Below are 12,146 nucleotides of genomic sequence, written 5' to 3'. Positions count from 1 at the left end.
CACCCACAAGCCGTTCGCCTTCGATCTTCCGAAGCGCAACCGTTTGCCGACGAACGGCGTTCGATAACTACATTTACATGGAGCGTCGCCATGGCACGACCCCCTTCGAACGAACCCGACGCGGTACGCCGGCGTCTACTCGCGGCGCTGGCCAGCACCGCGATGTTGTCCGCGTGCGGCGGCGGCGGCGGCGACGACAACTCCGGCGTCGTCCCGCCGACGAGCCCTATCGGCAATATCCCGCCCGATCGCGCGAACCTGCCGCGTCCCGCGTTGCCCGCGCCGGCGACTTCGGGCGTCGATCACATCGTGCTCGTCACGATGGAAAACCGCTCTTTCGATCACTTGCTCGGCTGGGTGCCGGGCGCGGAGGGCGGGCAAGCGGGCAGGCAGTTCACCGATGCGTTCGGCGAGACGCATCCGACCTTCGCGCTGTCCGCCAATGCCGCATACGGCTTTCAGGGTTGTCAGTTCGCCGACCCCGATCACGAATACGACGCGGGCCGCGCGCATCTCGCGAACGGCGCGATGAACGGCTTTCTGCTCACGCCCGGCACGAACAAGACGCGTGGCGACCTCTTGCCGATCGGCTATTTCACGGGCAGCGATCTCGAGTTCTATCGGCAGGCGGCCGCGCAGTACACCGTCTGCGATTACTACATGAGCGGCATCCTTGCCGACACGTTCCCGAACCGCATGTATCTGCACAGCGGCGAAACGGATCGCCTGAGCGACACGATCGACACATCGTCGCTCTCGACCATCTGGGACCGGCTCGACGCGAAGAACGTCTCGTCGAAGTACTACTTCCACGACGTGCCGTTCACGGCGCTGTACGGCACACGTTATGTCGACCGCTCGAAGGTCTTTGCCGATTTTCTTGCCGATGCGGCCGGCGGCAATCTGCCGTCGTTCTGCATGGTCGATCCGAGTTTCGGCGGCGAAGCGAACGGCACGTCCAACGACGATCATCCGCACGCGGACGTGCGCAACGGTCAGGCGCTGCTCGGGCAAATCTACGAAGCGCTGCGCGCGGGACCGAACTGGAGCACGACGCTCATGATCGTCGTCTACGACGAGTGGGGCGGCTTCTTCGATCATGTCGCGCCGCCGGTGAAGTCGCTGTCGGTCGCGGAACAGAAGGTAGGCAACGACGGGCGTCTCGGCTTTCGCGTGCCCTGCGTGCTGCTCGGTCCGCGCGTGCGGGCGAACAACGTGGCGCGCTATCCGTTCGATCCGAGCTCGATCCATCAACTGCTCGCATGGCGCTTCGGGCTCGATCCGCTGGGCGTGCGCGCAAGCGATCCAGGCACGTTCAACATGGCCTATGCGCTCGATCTGAGCGACGCGCCGCGCACCGATGCGCCTACGCTCGCGGTGCCGCCAGGACCATTCGGCCTCGCATGCTCGAACACGCTCGCGAGCGGAACGGGCATTGGCGCCATCGACAAGTCGCAGACCGCGAAAGCGGCGGAGGGCGCATCGCAAACACCGACACCGGGCGGGCGCTTCGCCGATCTGCGCGCAAAGGCCACGGCGCTGGGCTTTCCTTCCTGACGCGCTTCTCTCGCCATCCGAAACGAAGCGCCGCACGATGCGCGCCGCGCGCCTTTACAAAGCCGCTGGATTGCAATATTGCTGAAGGCGGGCTTTGGCGTCGCGGAGGGTGAGCCATGAGAGCGCTGATGAACGCACGGCGGCGCCGCACGAGAAATCGCTTGCGCCTCGCGATGCTCGCCATCGTGCCGATGCTCGGCGCGGGCAACGCGTCGGCGACAGAAGGCGCGCTCGGGCGGCCCGTCGCGGGAACGAGCGTGCTGTCGGGCATAGGCATCGTGCCGACCGAGCCGGTATGGATCGCGAACCTGGAGACCGTGTATCTCGATGGCTCGATCGGCGGCGATCGTCAGGTGCCCATCGCGGGGCAGCGTTCGCTGGGCATCGACGGCGAACTGTCGCTCACGCTCGTGAGCCTTCTGAAAGTGTGGGGCAGCTATGGCGGCTGGGCTTTCGCCTCGGGCTTTACGCTGCCTTACATCTGGGAAAAGGTCACGGGGACGTTCGCGGTCGGCCAGGCTAACCGAACGACGAGCGACCGCGCGTCCAATCTCTACGACATGCTCTTCACGCCGCTCGAAGCGGGCTACCAGATTTCGGAGAACGATCACATCGCGCTGTCCTTCAACATCTGGGCGCCGACCGGCAAATACAACGTGACTTCGCTCGCGAATCCGAGCCTCAACAACTGGACCTTCGTGCCGCAGATCGCGTACACGAAGACCGTGCCGAAGTACGGCCTGGAATTCGATGCGGTGATGGGCTTCCAGTTCTACACGAAGAACACCGCGACGGATTATCAGAACGCGCCCTTGTTCACGCTCGACGTGATGGGTCTGAAGAAGTTCGCGAACGGTGTCGGCGTGGGCGTCGTGATGGGCACGGTGCAGCAGCTCGGCAACGATAGCGGCCCGGCCGCCGACCGGCTCGACGGCTTCGTCGGGCATGATTTCACGATCGGGCCGATCGTCACTTACGAGACCACGCTCGGCGGCAAGAGGCCGCTTTCCGCAAGTCTGCGCTGGGTGCCTTCGGTCGTGAGCACCAACCGGCTGAAGAGCACGAAGACCTTCATGGCGACGGCCACGCTCGTGTTCTGAGGGCTTGGGCTTTATTCCGGTCCGCCGATTACCCAGAGATAATAAGGATTCCTTCGATCAGCCTGCATTGCCGCGCCGATGTCGCGCGTCCACGCCTCGCGGTCGCCGCGATACGCGTCGAGGCCCGCGCGATAGAACGCATGCAGCGTGCGGCGTTCGGCGGCGAGCGTGTCGATGAACGACGCGTCCGCGCCCGCCAGCGGCGGCTCGCTTTGCAGCGCGAGCATGTGCGCGAGCGTCGCCGCAAAATCGCCACGGCGCACCCACGGCGCATATTCGATGCGCGGATCGTCGTCGGTGACGGGCGGCGCGTCTTCCGCGTAGTAGGCGAGCGCCGAGCGGTCCGCGACCCACGTCGCCGCGAACGCTTCCGGCGATGCGATGCCGACTTCGCGCAATGCGCGCGCGACCTCGGGATGCGCGAAGCGCTCGCGCAGGCGCGGCACGTCGAGCGGCATCGGCTGCATGGAACCGACGAGCATCATCTCGTGGAACTCGGTCGTCCAGAGCGCCGCTTGCGGAAACACCTGCAGGAAGCTCTGGATGAGCGAGCGCGTCTGATCCTCGTTCTGCGTCGCGAGCGGCAGCCATTGCGCGACGATGCCGCCATCGTTCAGACGCGCGGCCGCGAGGCGATAGAAGTCCGTCGAGTACAAATTGACGACGCCCGCGGCCGACGGCGGCGGCGGCTCAAGCGTGACGAGATCGTAACGCTCGTCGCGCGCGAGCAATTCGCGGCGGCCATCCGCGAGACGTATCTCGATGCGCGGATCAGCGCTCATGCCCAGGTTGCCGTCGAAGCGCGACGACGCGCGCACGACCGCCGGCAACAGCTCCGCGACGACGCGCTTGTCGAGCGTCGGCCACGTGAGCAGCGCGCCGCCCGTGATGCCCGTGCCGAGGCCGATCACGAGCGCCGAGCGCGGCGTGCCCGCGTGCACCATCAGCGGCGCGAGCGCTTGCAGGCGCATGTAGCGGCGCGAGGTCATCGCGTCGCCCGAGTTGGACACGCCTTGTATGTAGAGACGGCGAAAGCGTTGCGCGCCATCGCCCTGATTGAGCACGGCCACCGTGCCGCCCGCGCTTTCCTCGTAATACGCGAGCGCGCCGCCGTGCGCCTTCGCGAGCAGCGCGCCGAGGCGATCGGCGGGCGTGACGATCGCAACGATCGCCGACAACGCCGCAATCGACCCGCACGCGACGATGCCCGTGCGCCGGACGGCGCCGCCGCTCAATGCCGCCGACAAGCCGATGAGTCCCGCCGCGACCGCGAGCACGCCGAGCGAGCGGACGAGCCCGAGCGACGGCACGAGCACGAAGCCCGCGAACAGCGTGCCCGCGATGCCGCCCGCCGTGTTCAGCGCGAGCACGCGGCCGACATCCGCGCCGATGCCGGATTTCGGCTCGCCGGCGCGTCCGCTGGCCGCCATGCGCAGCGCGAAGGGGAATGCGGCGCCGAGCAGCAGCGTCGGCACGAGCACGATCGCGCAGGCGGCGACGGCGAAGCTCGCGCACATCGACGTGAGCACGTTGCCGGTCGCGGCGAGCGCGAGCGCCGCTGCGTGGCGTTGCGCCCCGGCGAGCCAGCCGCCCGCACCCGCGACGCCGCCGAGCGCGGCGAGTCCCGCCATGCCGATGAGCACGCCGAACGCGCTCCAGGGATCGCGCGCGCCGTCGGCGTAACGCGCGGCGATCGCGCTGCCGAGCGCAAGGCCTGCCAGATACGTCGCGAGCACGATCGAGAATGCGAAGCTGCGCGTGCTGATGAATTGCGCGATCGCCTGCGACCAGACGACTTCATAGCCGAGCGCGATACCGCCCGCGACCGCATACAGCGCAACCGCGATGCGTGCGTGCGCGGCATCGGGCGAAGTCTGCGTGCGCGGCGTATCGGCGGCGATGGCCGTCGCAAGGCTCGGCCGCGCGCGACGCGCGATCGCGAGCGCGCCGAGCGCCGCAACGGCGTTCAACGCGGCGGCCGCCCACGCGCTGCCTTGTACGCCGAGCGGCGGAATCAGCAGGAACGCGGGCAAGAGCGCGCCGGTGATCGCGCCCGCGGTGTTCGCCGCATAGAGCCGCCCGCCCGCGCCGCCCACGCCGTGCGGCGACGGCGCGAGCGCGCGCGTGAGCACGGGCACCGTGCCGCCCATCGCGATGGCGGGAAGGCCGACGCACGCGAAAGGCAAGGCCCACGCGATCGGCCCGGCGTGGGCCTGCAACGTGGCGAAGAGGGCGGCGCTGTGTGCGAGCGCATGCGTCGCGCCGATGCCGAGCACGAGCGCCGCGACTTCGAGCGCGGCACAAAGCAGAAAGGGCTGCGCGACGCGATCGGCGAGCTTGCCGAAGCGCCATCCGCCGATGGCGAGTCCCGCGAAGAACGCGCTGATCGCGATGGTGACCGCCTGCACCTCGACGCCCACGACGAGCGTGAGCTGCTTCACCCACAGCACCTGATAGATGAGCGCGGCCGTCCCGGATGCGAACAGCAGCAGCGCAGGCCACGTGACACGCGTGCCCCGCGTCGTGCTGCCCGCACGACTGGAAACCGGCTTGCGATGCTCCGCGCTGAGATGGCTCATCGTGCGCGTCCGGCGCTTACTTGCCCGTCGCGCTCAGGCTCTTCATCAGCGAGTCCGTCATCTGGTCGATGCTGAAGCTCGCCGGACGCTGGCTCGGCGGATAGTCCTTGAACGACGCCAGGAACGGCGCGACCTTGGACACCGCATATTGCGCGATATACGCGTTCTTCGTGACCCAGTCGTAATACTGGTCCGAGACCTCGTCCGCGCGCTCGTAGGGGTCCATGCGCAGGTTGAAGACCTTCGGCACGCGCAGGCAGGTGAACGGATTGGCCCATACCTGGAATCCGCCCGGCGCGCGCTGCTCGCAGAAGACGACCTTCCAGTTGTCGTGACGCATCGCGACGAGCAGGCCGTCGTCGTTGAAATAGAAGAACTCGTGGCGCGGGCTTTCCTTCGACTGGCCCGTGAGATAGGGCAGGAAGTTGTATCCGTCGAGACGATTCTTGAAGTTCTTGCCGCCGATCGACGCGCCTTTCGCGAGACGATCGCTGATGTTCGTGTCGCCGGCGGCGGCGAGCAGCGTCGGGAACCAGTCGAGGCCGGACATCATCTGCGTCGACACGACGCCGGGCTTGATATGACCCGGCCATCGGACCAGCGCGGGCACGCGGAAGGCGCCTTCCCAGTTCGTGTTCTTTTCGCTGCGGAACGGCGTGGTGGCGGCATCGGGCCAGGAGAACTGGTTCGGCCCGTTATCCGTCGTATAGACGACGATGGTGTTATCCGCGATCTTCAGATCGTCGAGCGACTTGAGCAGCTTGCCGACGTCGCCGTCGTGCTCGATCATGCCGTCCGCGTAGTCGTTGCCGGGCATGCCGCTCTGACCTTGCATCGAGGGCCGTATGTGCGTGTACATGTGCATGCGCGTCGTGTTCATCCACACGAAGAATGGCTTGCTCGCCTTCACCTGTTTCTGCATGAAGTCGATGGCGGCTTGCGTCGTTTCGTCGTCGATGGTCTCCATGCGCTTGGTCGTGAGCGGGCCGGTGTCCTCGACCTTGCCGTCCGCGAACGAATGGATCACGCCGCGCGGCGCGTTGGCCTTGACCCACGCCTTATCGTTCTTCGGGTAGTAGGGACGTTCGGGCTCTTCCTCCGCATTCAGGTGATAGAGATTGCCGAAGAACTCGTCGAAGCCATGCGCGGTCGGCAGATATTCGTTGCGGTCGCCGAGGTGATTCTTGCCGAACTGGCCGGTTGCATAGCCGAGCGGCTTCAATGCCTGCGCAATCGTGATGTTCGACGCCTGCAGGCCCACGGTCGCGCCCGGAACGCCGACTTTCGAGAGACCGGTGCGCAGCGTCACTTCGCCGGTGATGAACGTCGAGCGGCCCGCCGTGCAACTGTTCTCCGCGTAGTAGTCGGTGAACAGCATGCCTTCGTTCGCGATGCGGTCGATGTTCGGCGTCTCGTAGCCCATCACGCCCTTGCTATATGCGCTGATGTTGGTCTGCCCGATGTCGTCGCCGAAAATCACGAGGATGTTCGGCTTGTTCGAGCTTTGTTTCTGGTTGTTCTGCGTGTTCTGCGCGGCGGGGGTCGGTTTAGCGGGCGCGGCGGGTTTTGCGGCGTTCTGCGTCTGCGCGGTCGAGATCATCGGCGGGACGATCAGCACGCACACCGCCGCAATCGCGGCGAGCGCGCCGGTGATGTAGCGAACGCGTCGAAGCTTCGTTTGTGTCATCGTTGTTCTCCCAAGGCCGCTTGCCCCGTTGAAACCGCTACTGCCCCGCGCGTGGCGGATAAATCACGTTCCAGTCGTCCTTCATGCTCACGACGATCCAGCCTTTCGCGAGCGCTTCGTCCCACGCGCGGTCGAGCTCGCCGACTTTCGATTGCCGGTCGTAGGCGAACGCGAGCACCGCATCGTCGTGATGCACGAGCAGCGCGAGATGCGGACCCGTTTGCGCCGCGGTGTACTGGAGCATCTGCATCTTGCGGCCGGCGATGACGAACGCGGCAAAGAGCGCCGCCGCGAGCGCGAAGAGAAGCTCAGCGCGCTGCCGTATCGATCGATGTGTGTCCATGCGTCCGATCCCACGAATCCTTGTCCATCACGAGCCGGAATCCCAGGTGCGACATGCTGTTGAACGGATCGGTGCCGCGCCGCGCGCTCGGGCGATAGCTGAGGCAATACGCTTCGTTGCACAGGAACGAGCCGCCGCGCGTGACGCGCTTGGGCGCCGCCACGGGCACGCCGGGATCGGCGGGGTCCCATGATTCGGACGGCCCTTTGGGTTCATCGACGATGCCGCCCGCCGACGCCTCGCGCCGGAACTGATCCGCGCGATACCAGTCGGCGGTCCATTGCCACGCGTTGCCGGTCATGTCGGCGAGGCCGTAGCCGTTCGCGGGAAAGCTGCCGACAGGACTCGTGCCCGCCGCGCCGCCCGCCTTTGCATTGACGACGGGAAACGGCTGGGGCTGCTGTCCTTGCCAGACGTTCGCCATCTGCCTGCCATCGGGCGTGAACTGATTGCCCCACGCATAGGTGGCCTGATCGAGCCCGCCGCGCGCGGCGAACTCCCATTCGGCTTCGGTGGGCAGACGCTTGCCCGCCCATTTCGCGTAAGCCTCGGCATCCTCATACGAGACCTGCACGACGGGATGATCGTCCTTGCCGTCGATGCTGCTCGCAGGTCCTGTCGGATGACGCCAGTCCGCGCCGGGCACGAAGCGCCACCAGCGCGAGAAGTCCTGCAGCGGCACTTGCTCTTTCGTGCCGACGAAGACCATCGCGCCGGGCACGAGCGCGCGTTCGGGCGGGCGCGGCGTGCCGGGCGGCAACTGCACCTTGAGGGTTTCCCAGTCGGGCTTCTTTTCGGCGGTGGTGACGTAGCCCGTCGCCGCGACGAAGGCGCGGAACTGTGCGTTCGTCACGTGATGCTCGTCCATCCAGAAGCCTTGGATGCGGACCCTGTGCGCAGGGCGCTCGTTCGCTTGCGCGAGCTTGCTGTCGCTGCCCATCAGGAATTCGCCGCCGGGCACCCACGCCATGTCCTTCGGGCCATGCACGCCATCGCCGAGGACGATGCGGACCTGCGGGCGCGCATGCTCCGTCATCGCCCAACTGACCGCATAGCCGACGAGCGCGGGGCACAGAAGCAGCAGCACGGCCCACAGCGTGACGCGGCGCATTCTCGAGCCGCGCGCGTCCGTGTTCTGCCTTCGCTTCGTCGACGTGTCCGTCATGGGTGTGACTCCGCTTGCGTCCTGGTTACCGCATGGGCTTCCGCATGGGCTTCCGCATGGGCCTGCAATCGGTCCCACCAATATACGAACGATTAGGCGAATTCAATGTTTTTTTGCGGCCGTGTCGCGCGTGCGCGAGCCGGTCGATTCGAGCCGAATATCGCTTCCAAAAGCGCATTCCGTTTCAAAAAGCAAAGCAATGCGATGCTTTGACGAAAGCGCGTGGGTCCAGTAACTTGTCGCTCACGCGGGCAAGAGCAACCCAACGGATACGAGCCAGTCATGCGCGATACCATCCGGCGTTTCGAAGCGAGCATCGGGCAAGCGGTCGTGGGACAGGAAGCCGTCGTTCGGCAAATCCTGATCGCGCTGCTCGCCGATGGTCACGTGCTGCTCGAAAGCCTGCCGGGTCTCGCGAAAACGCGCACCGTGAAAGCGATTGCCGCGCGCCTCGCCGCCACGATGAAGCGCATCCAGTTCACGCCCGATCTCCTGCCTTCCGACATCACCGGCGGCGAAACGCTATTGCAATCGGGCACGGAGCGCACGCTCGCGTTTCAGCCCGGACCGATCTTCGGCAATCTGATCCTCGCGGACGAAATCAACCGCGCGCCCGCGAAGGTCCAATCCGCGTTGCTCGAAGCAATGGAAGAGCGGCAGATCTCGGTCGCCGGCAAGACCCATGCGATGCCCGGTCTCTTTCTCGTGATGGCGACGCAGAACCCCATCGAACAGGAAGGCACGTATCCGTTGCCCGAAGCGCAGATGGACCGCTTTCTGCTGAAGGTGCTGATCACGTATCCGTCGCCGCAAAGCGAGTGCGAGATGTTGCGTCTGTTGCGGCGTGAGAACGAAGGCGAGAAGGCGTACTTCGACACGCTCTCGCAGGAAGATATCTTTGCCGCGCGCGAGGCGGCGCGGCGCGTGAACGTGTCGCCCGCCATCGACGAATACATCGTGTCGATCGTCGATGCGACGCGGCATGGCGCGGGCATCGACGCCGATCTCGGCAAGTGGATCGAAGTGGGTGCGAGCCCGCGCGGCGCGATCGGGCTGGATCGTGCGAGCCGTGTGCATGCGTGGCTCGACGAGCGCGAGTTCGTCACGCCCGATGACGTGCGCGCGGTGATTCATCCGGTGCTGCGTCATCGTCTGCTGCTGTCGTATGAGGCGAACGCGGACAACATCGGCGCGGACGACGTGATCGACCGGCTGGTCGAGAAGGTGGCCGTGCCTGCGTAGACCCAGAGGAACGTTTCGATGGCGACGAACGCGGAGGACCCGATCGGAAGCGTCTATGTCGATGCCGCGCATCTCGCGCGGCTCGAATTCCGCGCGCGCGGGCTGAGCTTTCTCGCGCCCGCGCCGGTGTCGAGCATTCTGTCGGGCCGGCACGCGTCACGCATGCGCGGGCGCGGGCTGAACTTCGAGGAATTGCGCGGCTATCTGCCAGGCGACGATATCCGTCATCTCGACTGGCGCGTGAGCCTGCGCACCGGCAAGCCGCACGTGCGTGTGTACACCGAGGAACGCGATCGTCCGTTGCTCGTGATGGTCGATCAACGCATGAGCATGTTCTTCGGATCGAGCCGCGCGTTCAAGTCGGTCGTCGCGGCCGAAGCGGCCGCGCTCGCGATATGGATGGGCTTCGCGGCCGGCGATCGCGTCGGCGGCGTGGTGTTCGGTGACGACGACATCGTGCGCGTGCGGCCTTTGCGCAGCAGGACGCGCATCGAGACATTGTTCGGCGCGATCGGCGGAATGAACCGCGCGCTCGCCGCCGAAAGTCCCGCGCGCACCAACTACGCACAACTGAACGCTGCGATAGAAGGCGTGCTGCAGATCGCGGGACATGATTTCCTCGTATGCATCATGAGCGATTTCGCGGGCGCCGACGAACGCACGCGCCAGCTTCTTCGGCAACTCGCGGCCCACAACGACGTGATCGCCGCGCTGGTCTTCGATCCGATGTGGCAGCGCATGCCGGAGCATCGCGCGCTCGTCGTGAGCGAAGGGCGCTTGCAGGTGGAACTGCGCATCGAGAACGGGCGCGTTCGCGCGCCGCTCGCGAGCCTCTTCGAGGGCCGCGCCGCCGAGATCGCGGAACTGCTGCGCGCGAGCGGCGTGCCGTTGATGGCTTTGTCGACGGCCGAGCCGGTCGTGGATCAGGTGCGCAAGCTGATCGGCGCGAGGCCGCGTCATGCGTTGGGAGGCGGCATATGAACGACGCGCTGCAATCGCTGCGTGAATTGCCGTTGCCCGCGCCGGTTTCGTATGCGCCGCAGACCATCGGCTGGGTGTTCGTTGCGTTGTTGATCGTCGTGATTGCGCTCGCCGTGATGGGGTTCGCGTGGAAGCGTCATGAGAAGTCGCGTTATCGGCGTGAGGCATTGGCTGAGCTCGCGTGCATCGAAATGAAATTGCGCGATGAAACCACGCGCGCGACGGCGCTTGCTGAAATCGCGCCGCTCATCAAACGGACCGCACTTGCAGCCGCGCCGCGTTCGGAAGTGGCCTCGCTGAGCGGCGCAGCATGGCTCGCGTATCTGAAGAAGACGCACGGTGCGTTCGACGACGAAAGCGGCGCGCTGATGTACTCGGCAAGCTATGCGCCGCGCGATCGGCTTGCTCGCGTCACACCGCAGCAGACGCAGCGTCTCGTGCAAGCCGCGCGCGACTGGATCGGCCAACATCATGTGGAAGTTTGAGTTTCCGTGGATGTTCCTGCTCCTGCCGCTGCCCGCGCTCGTGTGGTGGCTCGCGCCCGCGTATCGCACGACGGCGTCCGCGGTGCGCATGCCGTTCTTCCGCGAAATGGCCGAAGCCGCGGGAGAGAAGCCCGCGCCCGGCGGCGTGCGCCTGCGCAGCAACTGGCTGCAACGCCTGCTGATGCCCTTGCTCTGGATCCTGCTGCTGGTCGCGGCTGCACGGCCCGTATTCGTCGAAGCGCCCGTCACGCGCGACATGGCCGCGCGCGATCTGCTGCTGGCCATCGACCTGTCGCAGTCGATGAGCGAGCGCGATTTCATCGACACCGCCACGAACGAGCGCATGGACCGCCTGAGCGCGGTGAAGCGCGTGGTCGCGGATTTCATCGCGAAGCGCAAGGGCGATCGTATCGGGCTCGTCGTGTTCGGCGATGCCGCGTATCCGCAAGCGCCGCTCACGCTCGATCACGACAGCGTGCTGATGCTCCTCGACGCGATGCGTATCGGCATGGCGGGGCCGCGCACGGCGATCGGCGATGCGCTGGGTCTCGCCGTGAAACTAATGGAGAACACGCCCGCGCAGGAGAAAGTGCTCGTGCTGCTCACCGACGGCAACGACACCGCGAGCGCGATTCCGCCGGAGCAGGCAGCGCGCATCGCGAAGCGGCATGGGATCGTCGTGCATACCATCGGCATCGGCGATCCGGGCACGCAAGGCGAAGACAAGGTCGATCTCGACGCGCTCGCGCGCATCGCGAAGATCACGGGCGGCAGCGCTTTTCATGCGCTAGGCCGCGAACAGGATCTGGCCGCCGTCTATGCGGCGATCGACAGGTTGACGCCCGAGAAGATCAGTCATGCGATCTATCGGCCGCGGCGCGAATTCTATTGGGTGCCGCTCGCGCTGGCCGTATCGATACTCACGCTGTATCACGTGCTCGCGTATCTCATCGCGTTGCTGCGCGCACCGCGCCGCGCCGTGCCGATGAAGGAGGCGGAGGCCTGAC

General features: G+C 66.1%; 9 protein-coding genes and 1 pseudogene. 6 read left to right on the top strand and 4 right to left on the bottom strand.

Annotated elements, in window-relative coordinates; genetic code table 11:
* Positions 1-90 precede the first annotated feature (90 nt).
* Complete coding sequence (locus tag AWB75_RS04505; RefSeq protein WP_061122877.1) at positions 91-1,557, top strand: alkaline phosphatase family protein; 1,467 nt, start codon at positions 91-93, stop codon at positions 1,555-1,557.
* Positions 1,558-1,673: 116 nt separating this feature from the next.
* Positions 1,674-2,657 (top strand): SphA family protein, encoded by a 984-nt coding sequence (locus AWB75_RS04500; protein WP_407642118.1) that lies wholly within the window; start codon positions 1,674-1,676, stop codon positions 2,655-2,657.
* An 11-nt stretch (positions 2,658-2,668) separates the two neighbouring features.
* Here AWB75_RS04500 and AWB75_RS04495 read toward each other — a convergent pair whose 3' ends face one another.
* The 4 genes and pseudogenes from AWB75_RS04495 to AWB75_RS04480 all read right to left on the bottom strand — a co-directional run bounded on the left by AWB75_RS04495 (position 2,669) and on the right by AWB75_RS04480 (position 8,302).
* Positions 2,669-5,236: a fused MFS/spermidine synthase gene (locus AWB75_RS04495; protein WP_061122876.1), complete on the bottom strand. Its 2,568-nt coding sequence runs from the start codon at positions 5,234-5,236 to the stop codon at positions 2,669-2,671.
* A gap of 16 nt (positions 5,237-5,252) precedes the next feature.
* Complete coding sequence (locus tag AWB75_RS04490) at positions 5,253-6,923, bottom strand: arylsulfatase (protein WP_061122875.1); 1,671 nt, start codon at positions 6,921-6,923, stop codon at positions 5,253-5,255.
* 37 nt (positions 6,924-6,960) lie between these two features.
* Positions 6,961-7,173 (bottom strand): annotated as a pseudogene (locus tag AWB75_RS04485) (haloacid dehalogenase-like hydrolase); the annotation flags it as partial.
* Positions 7,174-7,231: 58 nt separating this feature from the next.
* Positions 7,232-8,302 carry a formylglycine-generating enzyme family protein gene (locus tag AWB75_RS04480; protein ID WP_235011993.1) on the bottom strand — a complete coding sequence of 357 codons (1,071 nt, stop codon included), beginning with the start codon at positions 8,300-8,302 and terminating at the stop codon, positions 7,232-7,234.
* A gap of 411 nt (positions 8,303-8,713) precedes the next feature.
* Between AWB75_RS04480 and AWB75_RS04475 the strand changes: the two genes are divergently transcribed.
* The 4 genes from AWB75_RS04475 to AWB75_RS04460 are packed head-to-tail and all read left to right on the top strand — an operon-like array spanning position 8,714 to position 12,145.
* On the top strand, positions 8,714-9,673 hold the full coding sequence (locus AWB75_RS04475; RefSeq protein ID WP_061122873.1) for an AAA family ATPase: 960 nt from the start codon (positions 8,714-8,716) through the stop codon (positions 9,671-9,673).
* An 18-nt stretch (positions 9,674-9,691) separates the two neighbouring features.
* Positions 9,692-10,654, top strand: a complete 963-nt coding sequence (locus tag AWB75_RS04470; RefSeq protein WP_061122872.1) for a DUF58 domain-containing protein — start codon at positions 9,692-9,694, stop codon at positions 10,652-10,654.
* Entirely contained in the window at positions 10,651-11,139 is a 489-nt protein-coding gene (locus tag AWB75_RS04465) for a DUF4381 domain-containing protein (RefSeq protein ID WP_061122871.1), read from the top strand. The genes AWB75_RS04470 and AWB75_RS04465 overlap by 4 nt, the downstream gene beginning before the upstream one ends.
* Complete coding sequence (locus AWB75_RS04460) at positions 11,126-12,145, top strand: vWA domain-containing protein (protein WP_061122870.1); 1,020 nt, start codon at positions 11,126-11,128, stop codon at positions 12,143-12,145. The genes AWB75_RS04465 and AWB75_RS04460 overlap by 14 nt, the downstream gene beginning before the upstream one ends.
* Position 12,146: the final 1 nt, after the last annotated feature.

It is taken from the genome of Caballeronia catudaia (assembly GCF_001544755.2).
Taxonomy (GTDB): Bacteria; Pseudomonadota; Gammaproteobacteria; order Burkholderiales; family Burkholderiaceae; genus Caballeronia; species Caballeronia catudaia.
Note: the sequence above shows the minus strand (reverse complement) of the source record. Positions and strands in the feature narration are given on the sequence as shown.